The organism is Acidovorax sp. K2F (assembly GCF_025246485.1).
Taxonomy (GTDB): Bacteria; Pseudomonadota; Gammaproteobacteria; order Burkholderiales; family Burkholderiaceae_C; genus Acidovorax; species Acidovorax delafieldii.
Genome location: NZ_JAOBSQ010000052.1, coordinates 74,248 through 91,309 on the forward strand (window position 1 = coordinate 74,248; position 17,062 = coordinate 91,309).

At 66.7% G+C, this 17,062-nt stretch carries 16 protein-coding genes; 4 read left to right on the forward strand and 12 right to left on the reverse strand.

Annotation, left to right across the window (positions count from 1 at the left end):
- Window positions 1-909 (reverse strand): hydroxymethylglutaryl-CoA lyase, encoded by a 909-nt coding sequence (locus N4G42_RS20865; RefSeq protein ID WP_260668565.1) that lies wholly within the window; start codon window positions 907-909, stop codon window positions 1-3.
- Window positions 910-1,007: 98 nt separating this feature from the next.
- Window positions 1,008-1,925, reverse strand: a complete 918-nt coding sequence (locus N4G42_RS20870; protein WP_099729225.1) for a LysR family transcriptional regulator — start codon at window positions 1,923-1,925, stop codon at window positions 1,008-1,010.
- A gap of 110 nt (window positions 1,926-2,035) precedes the next feature.
- Here N4G42_RS20870 and N4G42_RS20875 point away from each other — a divergent pair, with 110 nt between their 5' ends.
- From N4G42_RS20875 to N4G42_RS20885, 3 genes are all read left to right on the forward strand, one after another.
- Window positions 2,036-3,034: a 3-hydroxyacyl-CoA dehydrogenase family protein gene (locus tag N4G42_RS20875; protein WP_260668566.1), complete on the forward strand. Its 999-nt coding sequence runs from the start codon at window positions 2,036-2,038 to the stop codon at window positions 3,032-3,034.
- Complete coding sequence (locus N4G42_RS20880; RefSeq protein WP_260668567.1) at window positions 3,031-3,888, forward strand: 3-keto-5-aminohexanoate cleavage protein; 858 nt, start codon at window positions 3,031-3,033, stop codon at window positions 3,886-3,888. The genes N4G42_RS20875 and N4G42_RS20880 overlap by 4 nt, the downstream gene beginning before the upstream one ends.
- Window positions 3,889-3,970: 82 nt before the next feature.
- Window positions 3,971-4,999, forward strand: coding sequence for a tripartite tricarboxylate transporter substrate binding protein (locus tag N4G42_RS20885; protein ID WP_260668568.1), 1,029 nt, complete (start codon window positions 3,971-3,973; stop codon window positions 4,997-4,999).
- A gap of 33 nt (window positions 5,000-5,032) precedes the next feature.
- Here N4G42_RS20885 and N4G42_RS20890 read toward each other — a convergent pair whose 3' ends face one another.
- The 10 genes from N4G42_RS20890 to N4G42_RS20935 form a co-directional block, all read right to left on the reverse strand.
- A complete protein-coding gene (locus tag N4G42_RS20890) occupies window positions 5,033-5,491 on the reverse strand; it encodes a DUF3592 domain-containing protein (RefSeq protein ID WP_218301623.1) in 459 nt (152 codons plus the stop codon).
- A 42-nt stretch (window positions 5,492-5,533) separates the two neighbouring features.
- Window positions 5,534-6,454 (reverse strand): 2-hydroxyacid dehydrogenase, encoded by a 921-nt coding sequence (locus N4G42_RS20895; RefSeq protein ID WP_218301622.1) that lies wholly within the window; start codon window positions 6,452-6,454, stop codon window positions 5,534-5,536.
- Window positions 6,455-6,523: 69 nt separating this feature from the next.
- A complete protein-coding gene (locus tag N4G42_RS20900; RefSeq protein ID WP_260668569.1) occupies window positions 6,524-8,554 on the reverse strand; it encodes an acetyl/propionyl/methylcrotonyl-CoA carboxylase subunit alpha in 2,031 nt (676 codons plus the stop codon).
- 2 nt (window positions 8,555-8,556) lie between these two features.
- A complete protein-coding gene (locus tag N4G42_RS20905; RefSeq protein ID WP_056057844.1) occupies window positions 8,557-9,276 on the reverse strand; it encodes a DUF4126 domain-containing protein in 720 nt (239 codons plus the stop codon).
- Between the two features lie 16 nt (window positions 9,277-9,292).
- Window positions 9,293-10,078: an enoyl-CoA hydratase/isomerase family protein gene (locus N4G42_RS20910; protein WP_056057841.1), complete on the reverse strand. Its 786-nt coding sequence runs from the start codon at window positions 10,076-10,078 to the stop codon at window positions 9,293-9,295.
- Window positions 10,075-10,584, reverse strand: a complete 510-nt coding sequence (locus tag N4G42_RS20915; protein ID WP_056057839.1) for a DinB family protein — start codon at window positions 10,582-10,584, stop codon at window positions 10,075-10,077. The genes N4G42_RS20910 and N4G42_RS20915 overlap by 4 nt, the downstream gene beginning before the upstream one ends.
- Window positions 10,581-11,519 (reverse strand): dienelactone hydrolase family protein, encoded by a 939-nt coding sequence (locus N4G42_RS20920; protein WP_260668570.1) that lies wholly within the window; start codon window positions 11,517-11,519, stop codon window positions 10,581-10,583. Before N4G42_RS20920 ends, N4G42_RS20915 begins: the two co-directional genes overlap by 4 nt.
- 10 nt (window positions 11,520-11,529) lie before the next feature.
- Window positions 11,530-12,402: an alpha/beta hydrolase family protein gene (locus N4G42_RS20925; RefSeq protein WP_409557852.1), complete on the reverse strand. Its 873-nt coding sequence runs from the start codon at window positions 12,400-12,402 to the stop codon at window positions 11,530-11,532.
- A gap of 18 nt (window positions 12,403-12,420) precedes the next feature.
- Window positions 12,421-14,028, reverse strand: a complete 1,608-nt coding sequence (locus N4G42_RS20930) for a carboxyl transferase domain-containing protein (RefSeq protein WP_146869715.1) — start codon at window positions 14,026-14,028, stop codon at window positions 12,421-12,423.
- A gap of 14 nt (window positions 14,029-14,042) precedes the next feature.
- On the reverse strand, window positions 14,043-15,773 hold the full coding sequence (locus tag N4G42_RS20935) for an AMP-binding protein (protein WP_260668572.1): 1,731 nt from the start codon (window positions 15,771-15,773) through the stop codon (window positions 14,043-14,045).
- Window positions 15,774-15,886: 113 nt separating this feature from the next.
- Here N4G42_RS20935 and N4G42_RS20940 point away from each other — a divergent pair, with 113 nt between their 5' ends.
- The gene (locus N4G42_RS20940) at window positions 15,887-17,020 is read left to right on the forward strand and encodes an AraC family transcriptional regulator (protein ID WP_260668573.1); all 1,134 of its coding nucleotides are present in this window, start codon (window positions 15,887-15,889) and stop codon (window positions 17,018-17,020) included.
- The last annotated feature ends 42 nt before the right edge of the window (window positions 17,021-17,062 follow it).

Below are 17,062 nucleotides of genomic sequence, written 5' to 3' on the forward strand. Positions count from 1 at the left end.
TCAGCCCGCGCGCTTGGTCAGCAAGGCATTGGCCGCGCGTGAGTTGGGCTTGCGATCCAGGAAGCCGCTGATGTAGGCCCCGGCATCGATGAGCTGGTCCAGGTCGATGCCGGTCTCAATGCCCATGCCCTGCAGCATGTACACCACGTCTTCGGTGGCCACGTTGCCGGTGGCGCCCTTGGCATAAGGGCAGCCGCCCAGACCCGCCACGGACGACTGGAAGTTCCACACGCCCAGTTCCAGCGCGGCGAGCGTATTGGACAGCGCCTGGCCGTAGGTATCGTGGAAGTGGCCTGACACCGCGTCGATGCCAAAGTGCTGCAGCGTCGCCTCCAGCGCCTTCTGCACCTTGCGCGGGGTGCCCACACCAATGGTGTCAGCCACATCCACGCGCTGCACGCCAATGCCCTGGAGCAAGCCAGCCAGGTAGGCCACGCGCTCAGGGGCAATGTCGCCTTCGTACGGGCAGCCCACGGTGCAGCTCATGGCGCCGCGCACACGGAAGCCGGCGGCCAATGCTGCCTCCACTACCGGAGCAAAACGCTCGATGCTCTCGGCAATGCTGCAGTTGATGTTGCGTTGGCTGAAGGCCTCGCTGGCGGAACCAAAGACGACGATCTCGTCGGGTTTGTCCAGCAATGCCGCCTCAAAGCCCTTGAGGTTGGGCGTGAGCACCGAATACGCGACGCCGCTCTGGCGGGTAATGCCGCTCATCACTTCGTGGTTGTCGGCCATCTGCGGCACCCACTTGGGGCTGACGTAGCTCGTGACCTCGATCTCTTTCAGGCCGGCCTGCTGCAGGCGGTGCACCAGCTCGATCTTGACGGCGGCGGGCACCGGGGTCTTTTCGTTCTGCAGGCCGTCACGGGGGCCAACGTCGATGAGGCGGACGCGGGAGGGAATGCTCATGGGGCTACCAAGGGTGGATCAAGGAATGCCGCCATTGTCTCGCCACCGCCTTCACAGGGCCACCCCATATCGTGCCAGACCATTCGCCGGACGCGCCATCAGCCAGCCCGGGTGTGATCACCCTCGACCTCCTGCCGCAGCAAGGCCACCATGGCCTGCGCCGCCAGCGACAGCGGCCGCCCGCGCAGCGTGATCAGCCCGATGGGCCGGTGCAGCACGGGCGCCTTGAGCGGGCGTGTGACCACCTCGGGCCGGCGCACCACCTGGGCGGCCAGCTCGGGTAGCGCGCTCACACCCAGCCCCGCTGCCACCATGGCCGCAATGGTGGCCAGGTGCTCCACCTCGTAGCGGGGTTCAAAGCGGATGCGGTGTGTCAGCAGGGCCTCTTGCGCGTACTGCCGCACGCTGGTGCCCGCCGGCATGGAGATGTGGTGCAGCTCGGCCACCTCGGCCCAGGCGATGGCACCCCGCCCACGGGCCAGGGTGTGCGTGCGCTGCATCAGCAGCACAAACCGATCGGACACCAGCGGGGTGTAGTCCAGATCAGCATAGGCGGGGTTGGCGGCGGTGAGGGCAAAGTCCACGCGCCCGGCACGCACCATGTCAAACGCCGGGCCCGCCAGGCTGTCGATCAGCTCCATCTGCACGCCCGGGTGCTGTGTGGCGAACCGGGCAAACGCGCGGGGTACGGCCCCGGCTGCCAGCGACGGCAGCGCCGCCAGCGCAATGCGACCCACCTGCAGCTGCGCCACCTCCTGCACGCGGCGCACGGTCTCCTCCATCTGGTGGCGCAGAAACCGCGCCTGCTCGGCAAACACCTCGCCCGCCAGCGTGAGCTGCACGGTGCGCGTGGTGCGCTCGAACAGGCGCACGTCCAGCATCTCCTCCAGCCGAGCCACCGTGCCCGACACCGCCGACTGCGACAGGTGCATCTGCAAGGCCGTGCGCCGAAAACTCAGCGTCTCGGCCAACGACAGGAACACATCCACCTCGCGGGCGGACCAATTGATCTTCATAGCCGATCAGTCTATCGAAAAAGACGTCTGGACCGCGCAATGCGAGCCCCCTAGACTGAATTCGACGCAAGCACACCGCTTGAACAGATTGAGAGCAACAAGGAGACACGATGGAGAACAGTTCGCCGCGCAGCGCGCGCACCGTGGTGGTAGGCGGAGGCACCATGGGGGCCGATGTGGCCGTGGTCCTGGCCCGTGGTGGCGCACAGGTCACGGTGGTGGACCCCCACGCCGCCCGCCGCGAACACTTGCGGCCGCACATTGCGCAGGAGCTGGCCGCCGCAGGCCAAGCTACCCACGCCGGCCCGGTGCAGGTGTGCGCCAGCCTGCAGGATGTGGACTGGAGGGGCGTGGTGCTGGTGGTGGAATGCATCACAGAGCAACTGGCAGCCAAACAAAAGCTGTTTGCCGAGCTGGAAACCGTGGCGCCCCCCAACGCCGTGCTGGCCAGCAACAGCTCGGGTTTTCCCATCAGTGCCATCGCCCAGGGGCTGGCCACGGCGCAGCGCATGCTGGGCCTGCACTTCTTCATGCCCGCCCACCTGGTGCCCCTGGTGGAGGTGGTGCTGGGCGAGCGCAGCGACCCGGCCCTGGGCACCTGGCTGCACGCCTTCATGCGCGGCTGCGGCAGCGTGCCGGTGCTGGTCAAGAAGGACAAGCCCGGCTTTCTGGCCAACCGCATGCAGCACGCGCTCTCGCGCGAGGCCTTTGCACTCATCGACGAAGGCATTGCCTCGCCCGAAGACGTGGACGCCGCCGTGCGCTTTGGCTTCGGCTTCCGCTTTCTGGCGGCGGGGCCGGTGCTGCAGCGCGACCACGCGGGCATCGAGGTGCACACCGCAGCAGCAGCCACCATGTACCCCACGCTGTCGAACACCGACGTACCCGCCCAGGCCTTGCGCGACAAGGTGGCCCAGGGCGAGCTCGGCATGAAGACGGGCAAGGGCTTTTTTGACTGGCCCGAAGACCGCAAGCAGGCCGAACGCGCGCGCTACGACACGCTGCTGCGCCAGGGCCTGGCCCTGCTTGCCAGCGAGCTGCCCACCATCGAGCCCCCCACCGATATGTCACAGACGGACACCCCAACGACCACCGGAGCCCGCGCATGATTGCATCGCCCGCATCACCCACCATTGCCAGCCAGTGGGGCGACCCGCTGATCGTGACCGTGGCCCCCAACGGCGCGTACAAACAGCCCGCCGACCACCCCGCCGTGCCCATCACCCCCACCACGCTGGCCACTACGGCCAAAGCCTGCCTGGATGCAGGCGCGGCCATGCTGCACATGCACATCCGCGACGCACAAGGCCGCCACAGCCTGGACGTGGAGGGCTACCGCGAGGCCCAGCGCGTGGTGCGCCAGGCCGTGGGCGATGCCATGGTGATCCAGATCACCAGCGAAGCCGCAGGCGTCTACCAGGCCCCGGCGCAGATCGCCATGGTCGAAGCCCTGCAACCCGAGGCCGTGTCCATCGGCCTGCGCGAAATCGACAAGCCCGAGATTGGCGAGGCCGGGCTGCAGCGCTTCTTCACCGGCCTGGCCCAGCGCCGCACCATGGTGCAGGTCATCCTGTATGACGTGGCCGACCTGTGCCGCTGGCAGGCGCTGCGCGCCAGTGGCGTGGTGCCCGATGCACCCTGGTTCCTGCTGTTTGTGCTGGGCCGCTACAGCGCGGGCCAGACCTCCAGCCCGCGCGACCTGTTGCCTTTTCTGAACGCCCATGACGGCAACGAGCCCTGGGCGGTGTGCGCCTTCGGTGCCGCAGAAAACGCCTGCGTGGCCGCCGCTGCCGTGTTTGGCGGCCACGCCCGCGTGGGGTTTGAAAACAACCTGCTGTGCAAGGACGGCAGCGTGGCCCCCGACAACACCGCGCTGGTGCGCCAGGCCGTCGAAGCGGCCGCCGCGCTGGGTCGCCCACTGGCCACCGCCGCCGACATCCGGCAGCGCTTTGGCGCAGGCTGAGCGGCACCGCTCCATCGCGCTCCCCATTCATTGACATCAACCCGCAGCAGACGGGCTTTATCCATCCCCACAGGAGACAGACATGCACCACCGCCACCTTTCCTCATCCACGCATCGCGCCGCCCGGCGCGCCGTGCTGCACGCAGCCCTTGCCGTGCCCCTGGCCCTGGGCATCGCAGGTCACGCTGCGGCGCAGACGGCCGCCACCGCCTTCCCGAGCAAGACCATCCGCTTTGTGGTGCCCTACCCGCCCGGTGGACCCACCGACCTGATGGCCCGCATGCTGCAGCCCGAGCTGCAAAGCCGCCTGGGTGTATCTGTGGTGGTGGACAACAAGGGCGGCGCCGGTGGCAACACCGGCAGCGCCGAGGTGGCCAAGCAGGCCCCGGCCGACGGCCACACGTTGCTGCTGGCCGCCAGCGGCCCCATGGCGGTCAACTCCTCGCTGTACGCCAGCATGCCTTTCAACCCCTTGTCTGATCTGGCACCGGTGATCCAGCTCTCCGCCTTCCCGCTGGTGCTTGAAGTGCACCCCTCGCTGGGCGTCAAGACACTGGCCGAGTTCCTGGCCATGGCCAAGGCCGGAAAGCCGGTGCTGAGCTACGCGTCTGCCGGCAACGGCACACCGCAGCACTTGGCGGGCGAGCTGTTCAACACCACGGCGGGCGTGAAGATGGGGCACATCCCCTACCGTGGCGCTGGCCCCGCGCTCAACGACCTGATCGGCGGACAGGTGAACGTGATGTTCGACATCGTCGGTAGCTCCCTGCCCCACATCCAGGCGGGCAAACTCATTCCGCTGGCCGTCACATCCAGCGAACGCGCCAAGGTGCTGCCCAATGTGCCCACCATGGCGGAGGCCGGCATTGCGGGCTACCAGATCACCGGCTGGCATGGCATTGCGGTGCGAGCTGGCACCCCGCAAGCCACCGTCGACAAGCTCAATGCCACGGTGAATGCGATCTTCAAGGAACCCGCTTTCCGCACCAAATGGGAAGCCATTGGCACGCCCGTGGTGGGGGGCTCAGCGGCAGACTTTGGGGCGCTCATCAAGGCCGACGCGCAGCGACTGGGCAAGCTGGTGCGCGATGCCGGCGTGACAGTGGATTGAAAAGGCACACCCTCTGTGCCCGCGCACAGAGGGCTATGCGACAGACCTGGGGCGCAAGCGCAGCAACAGCCAGCCCACTGCCATACCGATGGCGCTGGAGAGCAGCATCACTGCACCGATCACGATCTTCACGGTGGTGGAACTGCGGATTTCCGCCTGCGCCGGGTCCTTGGCGGAGTAGCGCACCGAAACCGTCTCACCCACCTTGTGGATGGCCTGCTGCTGGCGTGCGACCGAATCCGTGAAACTGTAGGTTCGCCCATCGCCCGCCACAAACTCCACAATGCTTTTCTTGGCAAGCCCCCGGCGGTGGGATGGGCCTGTCATGATTTCTTCATGCGCCACCACCCGGCCCTTGGCGGTGTGCGTGTCGCCCAGCATGTTCATGCCAGAGGCCAATAACCACGCCGCACCCAGCGCGGTCAAGGCGCTGGGCACCAGGAGGATCCAGCCCAAAAGACCAAAGAAACGACGGAACGTGGAGGTGCTCATGCCCGCCATTCTCCACGCTGGCGAGCGCGTGGACCGGCGGCTTCAGTAGCCTCGGGCAGGGTTCACGATGCCCGCCACCGCCTCGCCGTGCTCCAGCGCCACCATCTTGCGTGCGATCTGGGCAATGCTCTCGTCGCGCAGCGTGCGCGCCGAAGTGTGGGGCGTGACGGTGATGCGTGGGTGCGTCCAGAACGCATGGCCTGCGGGCAACGGCTCGGTGCGGAACACATCGAGCGTGGCTCCAGCCACATGGCCGCTGTCGATGGCGGCCACCAGGTCTTCGTCCACCAGGTGCGCGCCGCGCGCCACATTGATCACATAGCAGCCGGGCAACAGGCGGCCCAGCGTGTCCTTGTTGATCACGTTGGCCGTATCAGGCGTGAGGGGCAGCAGGTTGACCAGCACGCGGCTCGCGGCCAGAAAGTCATTGAATTGATCTGCGCCCGCAAAGCCGCGCACGCCGTCGATGGCCTTGGGGCTGCGGCTCCAGCCGTTGATGGGAAAGTCAAACTGCGCCAGCGCCTTGGCAACCCGCTCGCCCAGCACGCCCAGGCCCATCACACCGATGGGATAGTCGCTGCGCAGGCGTGGCTTGCGGTAGCCCCAGCGGCCCGCCTGGGTGTCGGCCTCATAGCCATCAAACTCGCGGAAGTGGCGGATGACCGCGTGGCACACGTACTCGGCCATCTGCACCGCCATGCCCGCATCATCCAGCCGCACCACCAAGGCCTGGGGCGGCAGGCGCAGCTTGAGCAGGGCATCCACCCCTGCGCCGATATTGAAGAGCGCCTTGAGGCCAGGCTGTTCGTCCATGAACTGCTGGGGTGGTGCCCAGACCACGGCGTAGTCGGCCTGCGGGGCGCCGGGCTGCCAAACAGAAATCTCAACGCCGGGCAGCGCGGCGGAAAAGCCCTGGAGCCAGGGCTCGGGCTTGGCATCGGTACAGCAAAAGGTGATTTTCATGGGGCCCAAGCGTAGCCGCATTGGGCCCCCTGCGCTGTCACCTGCAGACGACTCGGGACACTACTTGGCTCAGGCCTTGTCGGCGGCTACCAGCTTGAGCAGCTCTGCCCCCTCGGTCACCTGGTCGCCTGGCGCGTAAAGCAGCTCCTGCACCACGCCGTCGGCTGGGGCGGCGATGGTGTGCTCCATCTTCATGGCCTCCATCACCGCCAGCGGCTGCCCCTTGGCAACCTTGTCGCCCGCCTTCACGGCAAACGACACCACCTTGCCGGGCATGGGGGCTGTGAGGCGCCCGCCTTCAGCCGCTGCCTCGCCCGCGTGGGCCAGCAGGTCGATGGCGGTGATCTGCGTGGCGCCCAGCGGGGTGAACACATGGTCCACCTCGCCCTGCGCGTACACTGCAGCGCGCGTGCGCTGGCCGGCGAACTGCAACTCGATGGCGCCCTGGGGCGCTGCGCCAAAGACCAACGAACCGGACACGGCAGCGTCGCCCTCGCCCACCTTCAAGTGCAAGCCGCCACCGCGCTCGTAAGTCAGCAGCGCCTTGGCGTGTTCACCGCCAAATTCAAATTCAAACCGGCGCTGCACCACGCCATGCGTGTGAAAGCCGTCGCGGCGGCTGAACGGGTCCACGCCCTCGCTCGTGCGCTCATTCAGCAAGGCCTGCGCCACGGCCGCCGCAGCGGCCAGGGGCAAGCCCACGGGTTCCTGGTGGAACAACACAGCCTGCTCACGCGGGATCAGCGCCGTGTCCAGCTTGGCGCGGGCAAACGCATCGGTGCGTGCCACGCGGCGCAAAAACTGCACGTTGGTTGCCAGGCCCACGATGTGGGTCTGGGCCAGCGCCTCGTCCAGCCGCGCCAACGCCTGTTCGCGCGTGTCGCCGTGCACGATGAGCTTGGCCACCATGGAGTCGTAGAACGGGCTGATCGCATCGCCCTGTCGCACGCCGGAATCCACGCGCACCGCGCCTCTTTCAAACGTCACGCAATCGGGCAGCGCATACACATTGAGCGCACCGGTCGCGGGCAGGAAGTTGTTGTCCGGGTTCTCGGCACAGATGCGGGCCTCGATGGCGTGGCCTGTGATGCGCAGGTCTTGCTGCTGGAGCGGCAAGGGCTCGCCCGACGCTACACGCAGCTGCCACTCCACCAGGTCGAGGCCGGTGATCGCCTCGGTCACAGGGTGCTCCACCTGCAGGCGGGTGTTCATCTCCATGAAGTAGAACTTCATCTGCTCGGGGGCGTCGTAGCCGCCGGGCTGCTCGACGATGAACTCCACCGTGCCCGCGCCCACGTAGTTCACAGCCTTGGCGGCGGCCACAGCGGCCTCGCCCATGCGAGCGCGCAGCTCGGGCGTCATGCCCGGCGCAGGCGCTTCTTCCAGCACCTTCTGGTGGCGGCGCTGCACGGAGCAATCGCGCTCGAACAAGTACACGCAGTTGCCGTGCGTATCGCCAAACACCTGGATCTCAATGTGGCGCGGGCGCTGCACGTACTTTTCGACCAGCACCGCGTCGTCACCAAAGCTGTTGATGGCCTCGCGCTTGCAGGAGTCGAGCGCCGCCGCAAAGTCCTCGGCCTTGTCCACGGCGCGCATGCCTTTGCCGCCGCCGCCGGCGCTGGCCTTGATGAGCACGGGATAGCCAATACGGTCCGCCTCGCGTTGCAGCAGCGCCGGGTCCTGGTCAGCACCGTGGTAGCCGGGAACCAGGGGCACCTGTGCCTGCTCCATGAGGCGCTTGGACTCGGCCTTCAGCCCCATGGCATTGATGGCGCTGGCGGGGGGGCCAATGAAAACCAGGCCCGCGTCGGCACAGGCCTTGGCGAAGTCTTCGTTCTCGCTCAGAAAACCGTAGCCAGGGTGGATGGCCTGCGCGCCCGTGGCCTTGGCCGCTTCAATGATGCGCTCCCAGCGCAGGTAGCTGTCCTTGGGTGCGCTGCCGCCGATGTGCACGGCCTCGTCGCACACGGCCACGTGTTTAGCGTCGGCGTCGGCGTCGGAGTACACGGCGACGGTTTTCACGCCCAGGCGCTTGGCGGTCGCTGCGACACGGCAAGCGATCTCGCCACGGTTTGCAATAAGGATCTTGTTGAACATGTTTAAGCCACCTTGGCAGAACCAGAAAAGAAAGAGGACAAGCGCCGCACGACGGCGCGCAGAAACTTGAACAGCACCACCAGCAGCAGCACCGACACCGCCACCATCACCACCAGCGCGATGCCAAAGGCCACCGGGTGCTGCGTGGCCAGCCAGACCACGGCCACGACCAGGCCGTCTTCAAAGAACGACAGCCCCCAGTTGGAAAACGGCTCGGGCGAGGTGTTCACGGCAGCGCGGGTGGTCATCTTGGTGGCCAAGGCCGTGGCAGAGAGCGAGCCGCCCAGCAGTCCCGCCACCACGGCCATGGTCGCGTTGTCGGCACCGAACACGCCGTAGGCCAACGCAGCACCCGCAGGTACGCGGATGAAGGCATGGATGGCATCCCAGGCGCTGTCCACCCAGGGCACCTTGTCGGCAAAAAACTCCACCATCAGCATGAAGCCGCTGACCATCAGCACCAGCGGGTGCTGCAGCATGGCCAGGCCTGGCGGCAGGGGCATCCAGCCCAGCACGCCCATCATGCCGACCAGGAACACCACGGCATACAGCCGGAACCCGCTGGCCCAGCCCAGTGCGGCGGCCAGCGCCAGCAGGCTGGGCATGTCGAGCTTCGCAGTTGCTGTGGCTGCCGCGTCGCCCACGGCGCGCGCGGTGCCGCCATCCACATGCAGCCCCAGCGTGTGGAGCCACTGCACGATGTTGAACCAGAGGGTGTCCATAGCCTGCTTGTACTGATCAGCCCAACCAGGCGGGTTTGCGCTTGTTGAGGAAGGACTGCACGCCTTCCTTGCCCTCATCGCTGGCGCGGATGTCGGCAATGCCCTGCACCGTGGCGGCGATGAGGCCCGCGTTGATCTCCCGCTCTGCCACATCCATCACCAGCTTCTTGCAGACGCGCACAGCGTTGGGGCTGGCGCTGGTCAGGGCCTTGAGCAGTTCGTCCACTTTGGCGTCGAGCTGGTCAGCCACCACGACCTCATGCACAAAGCCAATGCGCAAGGCTTCGGCCGCACCAAAACGCTCAGCGGTGAGGAAGTACCGGTGCGCAGCACGTGCGCCCATGGCACGGATCACATAGGGGCTGATGGTGGCGGGGATGAGCCCCAGCTTCACCTCGCTGAGGCAAAAGCCTGCCGTGTCCACGGCCACGGCCATGTCGCACGCGGCCACCAAGCCCATGCCGCCTGCATATACATCGCCCTGCACGCGAGCAATCGTGGGCTTGGGGCATTCGTAGATCACGCGCAGCATCTCGGCCAGCTTGCCTGCATCGGCGATGTTTTCGTCGCGCGTGTAGTCGGCCATGCGGCGCATCCAGTTGAGGTTGGCACCGGCGCAAAAGGCAGGGCCTTCTGCGGCGAGCACCACGGCACGCACATCGGCACGCCCACCCACATCTTTGAAGGCGGCGGTGATCTCGGCAATGACCTCATCGCTGAAGGCGTTGCGAATCTCAGGCTGCGTGAGCGTGATGCGCGCCACGGCGCCGGTTTGGGTGATGGAAAGGTTCTGGCTGCTCATGGCTTGGACGGGTTTTGCAGAAAGTAGACGAAGTCCAGCTCGGGACAGGGCTGGCCCAGCGCGGTCAATGCCGCAGTGATCTGACCCCGGTGGTGCGTTCCGTGGTTGAACACGTGCGCCAGCGTGGCCGCAAACGGCAGCGATGCCGCCGTGCCACGCATGGTGGTGTAGTCGAGCGTGCCGCTCCAACGACCAGGAGCGAACGAAGCTATCAGCGGTGCCCAGCGAGCCGCTCCTTCGCGCAGGCGGGCATCGAGTTGCGCGCGGTCGGGTTCCAGCTCGGCGTCCAGCGCCACCTTGGGCGAGGTGCCTTCGGCAAAGCGCACGAACCACAGATGGTGCTCGCCCACCAGCAGGTGGTTGAGCGTGCCGTGGATACTTTTGAAGAACAGGCCCACATCGCGCCGGTAGTCGTCCCCTGGTACCTCCGCCACTGCGTCGAGCAGGCGAGCAGTGGCCCACTGGTTGTAGCGTGCGAGTTGGGTGAAATGGTCGGTGGCGTTCATGGCGCGGTCGGGGTGCCCAGCACCCGTTTCCAGAAGGATTGCAGCGCGGCCAGCGACTGAACGCGCGCTGTGGGGTTTCCGCCCTGGTGCACACCATGGGCCGACGTGCCATTGGGCACATCGCCGCGCAGGCGCAAGGGCGCGGTGCCATCAAAGCCGTGGTAGCTGCTTTCGTACACGTGCACCGTCACGTCGCTGCCAGCGCGGGCCTTCAGCGTGCCGGCCCAGTCCACGCAGGGTTGGGCTGGGGTCCAGTCGTCCAGCGCACCCAGCTGCATCAGCAGCGGAACACTTTCTGCCACGGCCTGGTGTTTGAGCAGGGGCCCGCAGCCGGGGTAGAAGACCGCCGCACCGGCCAGTGTCGGCTCGCCCTCGCGCGGGTGGATGAGCCGCTGCACCAGCAAGTTCAACGTGGTGGTGCCGCCGTTGGACCAGCCCATCACGCCGATGTGCCGCGCATCCACGCCGGGCTGTGCGGCCAGCCACACCAGGGCAGCGCGCGCGTCTTGCACGCGGTCGTTCACGTTCAGGCTGCGGTCGCTGTAACGGGTCTGGCACACATCACGCAGCCCGCGCGATCCGAAACTGTCCGGCATCAGCACGGCATAGCCTGCGGCGTGCAGCGTTTCGGCCGTTTCACGGTAGCGGGAAGACAGCACACCCGCCTTGGCAAACAGGCCTCCACAGCCATGCAGCGCCAGAACGGCCGGCTGTACAGACGCATTGGCCTGCGCGGATGATGGCTGGGGCGCTGGCCACCAATGGGCACGCAGCACGGTACCCGAAGGCAAAGGTAACTCCACCTGGTGCAGCGCCGCAGGCTCTCCAGGGGGCGACTGGGCCCATGCGGCGCCAGTGCAGACGCCAACGCAGGCGACAACAAGAGCCAACGCGGCGAAGGCCTTGCGAGGAGAGAGGTAGATGGCGAACGTCATGGCAGACAAGTCAACGCGCAACGGCGGCGGGAAATCCGTTCGCATCCAGAAACTCGGACACTGCGGGCTGCCACACCTGCGGGAAACGCGTGAAGAGGGAATGCCCGTCCTCGCCATGGGGCGGCAACTGCACAAAGCTCGCCTTGCCGCCCGCCTTGGTGAACGCAGCGTGCCACTGGCGTGGCAACTGGGGGCCGAAGTACATGTCATTTTCGGTGTAGATCCACAGCATGGGCACCTTGGCCTGCGCACCGTAGGCCTGAAAAGTGCGCTCCAGCGCTGGCTGCGAGCAGGGATTCTGGGGCCGGCCCTTAGGGTCGCCGCCACTGCCGCCTGCAAAGTTGACGGCCGCAACCACTCCGGGCGGATTCATCGCAGCCAGGGCCACGGTGCTGGCGCCACCGAACGACTGCCCGACCACCAACACCCTGTCGGGTGCAACGTCCGGCCGCTGGCGCACGGCGTTCAGGGCGGCCAGGATTTGCACGGCTGCGGCGTCGAACCCTGGCGCGTAGTTGCGGTTGTTGCAAGCCCCCGTGTCCTCCACGTCTTCGCCACCGCTCACGCCATAGCCCACGCGGGTCGGCACGGCCACCACAAATCCACGGCGCAGCAGGTAACGCGATGCATCGGTATAACGCGCCCGCCCCAGGCTGGCCCGGCCTTGCGCATCCGGTGCGCGACCGTGGTTGATGAGTGCAATCGGCGCGGGCCGGGGGTTGGTGTCGTCGGACCAGACCGTCACGCGGATGTCTTGGGCGATCTGCTTGCCCCAGGGGTTTTTGACCTGCACGGGAACATGGATCTGCTCCTCCACCACCCGTGCATGCGCGGCACTGGCCAGCACCGCCAACGCCACACCCCAAGACAGTCCACAAGACACGCGCATCTCTGCAGCCCCTTACATGCGGAACAGGCCGAACTTGGTGTCTTCGATCGGCGCATTGCGCGTGGCGGCCAGCCCCAGCGCCAGCACACGGCGGGTGTCGGCCGGGTCGATCACGCCGTCGTCCCACAAGCGCGCAGTGGCGTAGTAGGGGTGGCCCTGGTCTTCGTATTGACGGCGGATGGGGGCCTTGAAGGCTTCCTCCTCCTCCATGCTCCACTGGCCGCCCTTGCCTTCGATGCCGTCGCGCTTCACCGTGGCCAGCACGCCTGCGGCCTGCTCGCCGCCCATCACGCTGATGCGCGCGTTGGGCCACATCCACAGGAAGCGGGGCGAGTACGCGCGGCCGCACATGCCATAGTTGCCTGCGCCAAAGCTGCCGCCGATGATGATGGTGAACTTGGGCACGCTGGCCGTGGCCACGGCCGTCACCATCTTGGCGCCGTTGCGGGCGATGCCTTCGTTCTCGTACTTGCGGCCCACCATGAAGCCGGTGATGTTCTGCAGGAACACCAGCGGGATCTTGCGCTGGCAGCACAGCTCGATGAAGTGCGCACCCTTGAGCGCCGACTCGCTGAACAGGATGCCGTTGTTGGCGATGATGCCGACCATCATCCCTTCGATGCGTGCAAAGCCCGTTACCAGCGTGGTGCCGTAGCGCGCCTTGAACTCGTCGAACTCGCTGCCGTCCACGATGCGCGCAATGATCTCGCGCACATCGAACGGCTTGCGCGTGTCCACGGGGATCACGCCGTACAGCTCTTCTGCTGCGAATTTAGGAGCTACCGGTGCATGATCTGCGGGCGCCTGCGGCTTGTTTTTATTCAAATTGCGCACTGCATTGCGTGCCAGTTGCAGCGCGTGCATGTCGTTCTGCGCCAAGTGGTCGGCCACACCCGACAGGCGGGTGTGCACGTCACCGCCGCCAAGGTCTTCGGCCGTCACGACCTCGCCCGTCGCGGCCTTGACCAGCGGCGGGCCACCCAAAAAGATGGTGCCCTGGTTTTTGACGATGATGGACTCGTCGCTCATCGCAGGCACATAGGCGCCGCCCGCCGTGCACGAGCCCATCACCACCGCAATCTGGCTGATGCCCATGGCGCTCATGTTGGCCTGGTTGAAGAAGATGCGGCCGAAGTGGTCGCGGTCAGGAAAGACTTCGTCCTGATTGGGCAGGTTGGCGCCGCCGGAGTCCACCAGGTAGATGCAGGGCAGGTGGTTCTGCTGCGCCACTTCCTGCGCGCGCAAGTGCTTCTTGACGGTGAGCGGGTAGTAGGTGCCGCCTTTCACCGTGGCGTCGTTGCACACGATCATGCAGTCCACGCCGCTCACGCGGCCAACGCCCGCAATGAGCCCCGCGCTGGGCGCGTCGTTGTTGTACATGTTGAGCGCGGCCAGCGGCGCCAGTTCGAGGAACGGCGTTCCCGGGTCCAGCAGCATCTGCACGCGCTCGCGCGGCAGCAGCTTGCCCCGCGCCGTGTGCTTGGCGCGGGCCGCCTCACCGCCGCCCTGGGCAACCTTGTCGAGCTGCGCGCGCAGGTCATCCACCAGTGTGCGCATGGCGGCGGCATTGGCCAGAAAGTCCGCCGAGCGGGCATTGAGTTGGGTGTCGAGAATGGTCATACGTTGTGGCTCTTTCAAGCGGTTTTCTGTTCTTCCAGGCCCAGCTGGTCCTTCATCTCGTCGCGGATCTTGAACTTCTGGATCTTGCCCGTCACCGTCATTGGAAAGCTGGTGACAAAGCGGATGTAGCGCGGCACCTTGTAGTGCGCAATCTGGCCCTTGCAGAAGGCGCGGACGTCGTCCTCGGTGGGCCGCGTGCCGGGCTTGGCGACGATCCAGGCACAGAGTTCTTCGCCGTACTTCTGGTCGGGCACGCCCACCACCTGCACGTCCTGCACCTGCGGGTGGCGGTACAAAAATTCTTCGATCTCGCGCGGGTAAATGTTTTCGCCGCCACGGATCACCATGTCCTTGATGCGGCCGACGATGTTCACGTAGCCCTCGGCATCCATGGTGGCCAGGTCGCCGGTGTGCATCCAGCCGCCGTCGTCGATGGCCTCGCGGGTCTTGGCCTCATCGCCCCAGTAGCCGTGCATGACGGAATAGCCCTTGGTGCAGAACTCGCCGCGCTGGCCGATGGGCACGATGGCGCCCGTGTCAGGGTCCACGATCTTCACCTCCAGGTGCGGCTGCACCTGGCCCACGGTCGATACGCGCTTGTCCAGCGGCGTGTCGGTGCTGCTTTGGCAGCTCACGGGGCTGGTCTCGGTCATGCCGTAGGCGATGGTGATTTCGCGCAGGTTCATCTGCTCCACCACGCGCTTCATCACCTCGGTGGGGCAGGGCGATCCCGCCATGATGCCGGTGCGCAGGGTGCTGAGGTTGAACTCGGCGAAACGCGGGTGGTCCAGCTCGGCGATGAACATGGTGGGCACGCCGTGCAGGCCGGTGCAGCGCTCGTCCTGCACCGTCTGCAGCACGGTGATCGGGTCGAATCCGTCATTGGGGTACACGATGGCAGAGCCATGCGTGAGGCAGGCCAGGTTGCCCAGGACCATGCCAAAGCAGTGGTACAGCGGCACGGGGATGCACAGCCGGTCTTCGAGCGTGAGCTTCATGCATTCGCCAATGAAGAAGCCGTTGTTCAGGATATTGCGGTGCGTGAGCGTGGCCCCCTTGGGGAAGCCCGTGGTGCCGCTGGTGAACTGGATGTTGATGGGGTCGGTGGCCTTGAGCGCGGCGGCGATCTGCGCCAGGCGCGGGTCGGCCGCGTTGCCGCGTGCCATCAAATCGGTGAAACGCATCAGACCCGGTTCGTCGGCGCCCTGCCCCGCCCCGTCGTCGATCCACACCACGGTGTTCAGGTGGGGCAGCTTCACGGAGCCCAGCTGGCCCGGCTGCTGGTGGTGCCACTCGGGTGCCAGCTCGCGCAGCATGCCCAGGTAGTCGCTGGTCTTGAAGCGGGCCATGGTCACCAGCAGCTTGCAGCCCACCTTGTTGAGCGCGTATTCCACCTCAGACGTGCGGTAGGCCGGGTTGATGTTGACCAGCACCAGGCCCACCTGGGCGGTGGCCAGCTGCATCAGCACCCATTCGGCATTGTTGTGCGACCAGATGCCCACCCGGTCTCCGGGGGTGAGCCCCATGCCCAGCAGCGCGCTGGCCAAGCGGTGGGCTTCAGCCTGCAACTGAGCGTAGGTGTAGCGGCGGCCCTGGTGCACGCTGACCAGCGCCTCGCGCTCGGGCTGGCGGGCCACCATGTCGGCAAAAAAGGCGCCGATGGTCTTCTCGATCAGGGGAACATCGGTGGCGCCACGGGCGTAGCTCTCCACCAGCGGTGCGGATTGTGTTGCGGCTGCAGTCATCACGGGTTTGTCTCCTCGGTCATCCGGCCAGCGCAGGCAGAACGCGCACGGCGGGCGGGCAATTAGCAAGCTTGGGCAAGCATAGAAGCCCACGCCCCGGCCGGGTTGCCACAATGGTTGCAAATCGTGCCACGGCTGGCACACTCTGTGGCGTGAAACCGCCCGCCCCACCCGCTCCCCGCCTGCCCGCACTCGCTAAAGCCCCCTCCTCCACGCCCATCGCACCTGCGGCCACGCCTATAGCGTTCGTGCGGGCCATTGTCCTGGCCTACGAAGCGCGCGGCAAGAGCCCCGACCAGGCCCTGGCCCAGGCACAGATTGCGCCGCAACTGCTGCATGACGACACCGCCCGCATCACCGCCTGGCAGATGGAGCAGATCTCCGACGCCGCCATGCAGGAGCTGGACGACGAAGCCCTGGGGTGGTTCAGCCGCCGCCTTCCCTGGGGCAGCTACGGCATGCTGGCGCGCGCCAGCATCAGCTCGCCCACGCTGCAAGTGGCCCTGGCCCGCTGGTGCCGCCACCACGGTCTGCTGGCGGACGACATTGCGCTGCACCTCACCACTCAGGGCGACACCGCCACCCTGGCCATCACCGAGGCCCGCGACCTGGGTGCCCTGCGCGAGTTCTGCCTAGTCTCCGTATTGCGCAACGCGCACGGCCTGGCCTGCTGGATGGTGGACTCGCGCATCCCCCTCATCGCTGCCGAATTTGCGTTTGACGCACCGCCGCACGCCGATGCGTATGCCGTGCTGTTCCGCGGCCCCGTCACCTTCCACGCACCACGCACCGCCATCCACTTCGACGCCCGCTACCTGCACCTGCCCCTGCGCCGCGACGAACAGGCCCTGCGCCAGATGCTGCAGCACGCCCTGCCCCTGACCGTGCTGCACTACCGCCGCGACCGCCTGCTGGTGCAGCGCGTACGCCAGTTGCTGGCCGCCCCCCTGCCCGGCCAGCCCGCCCACGCCCTGCCCCAGCACAGCGCCGAATCACTCGCCGCGCTGCTGCATGTATCGCCACGCACACTGCACCGGCAATTGAAGGAAGAAGGCGCCACGCTGCAGGGCCTGAAAGACGAGGTGCGCCGCACCCGCGCGGTGGAGCTGCTGCACCGCACGCAGCGACCGATCAAGCAGGTGGCCGAGGCGGCGGGTTTCGAGAACGAGAAGAGTTTTATCCGGGCGTTCCGGGGGTGGACAGGGCAGTCGCCGGCGGAGTTTCGGCGCCAAGCGAGCCCAGCGTGACAGGACGTTGCCCAATGACGCGATCTGCACCCTGCATGGCTG

Bases quoted from the DNA above. Each gene is read 5' to 3' on its own strand.
- N4G42_RS20865 (WP_260668565.1), bottom strand. From the start codon at position 909: ATGAGCATTCCCTCCCGCGTCCGCCTCATCGACGTTGGCCCCCGTGAC.
- N4G42_RS20870 (WP_099729225.1), bottom strand. From the start codon at position 1,925: ATGAAGATCAATTGGTCCGCCCGCGAGGTGGATGTGTTCCTGTCGTTG.
- N4G42_RS20875 (WP_260668566.1), top strand. From the start codon at position 2,036: ATGGAGAACAGTTCGCCGCGCAGCGCGCGCACCGTGGTGGTAGGCGGA.
- N4G42_RS20880 (WP_260668567.1), top strand. From the start codon at position 3,031: ATGATTGCATCGCCCGCATCACCCACCATTGCCAGCCAGTGGGGCGAC.
- N4G42_RS20885 (WP_260668568.1), top strand. From the start codon at position 3,971: ATGCACCACCGCCACCTTTCCTCATCCACGCATCGCGCCGCCCGGCGC.
- N4G42_RS20890 (WP_218301623.1), bottom strand. From the start codon at position 5,491: ATGAGCACCTCCACGTTCCGTCGTTTCTTTGGTCTTTTGGGCTGGATC.
- N4G42_RS20895 (WP_218301622.1), bottom strand. From the start codon at position 6,454: ATGAAAATCACCTTTTGCTGTACCGATGCCAAGCCCGAGCCCTGGCTC.
- N4G42_RS20900 (WP_260668569.1), bottom strand. From the start codon at position 8,554: ATGTTCAACAAGATCCTTATTGCAAACCGTGGCGAGATCGCTTGCCGT.
- N4G42_RS20905 (WP_056057844.1), bottom strand. From the start codon at position 9,276: ATGGACACCCTCTGGTTCAACATCGTGCAGTGGCTCCACACGCTGGGG.
- N4G42_RS20910 (WP_056057841.1), bottom strand. From the start codon at position 10,078: ATGAGCAGCCAGAACCTTTCCATCACCCAAACCGGCGCCGTGGCGCGC.
- N4G42_RS20915 (WP_056057839.1), bottom strand. From the start codon at position 10,584: ATGAACGCCACCGACCATTTCACCCAACTCGCACGCTACAACCAGTGG.
- N4G42_RS20920 (WP_260668570.1), bottom strand. From the start codon at position 11,519: ATGACGTTCGCCATCTACCTCTCTCCTCGCAAGGCCTTCGCCGCGTTG.
- N4G42_RS20930 (WP_146869715.1), bottom strand. From the start codon at position 14,028: ATGACCATTCTCGACACCCAACTCAATGCCCGCTCGGCGGACTTTCTG.
- N4G42_RS20935 (WP_260668572.1), bottom strand. From the start codon at position 15,773: ATGACTGCAGCCGCAACACAATCCGCACCGCTGGTGGAGAGCTACGCC.
- N4G42_RS20940 (WP_260668573.1), top strand. From the start codon at position 15,887: ATGGTTGCAAATCGTGCCACGGCTGGCACACTCTGTGGCGTGAAACCG.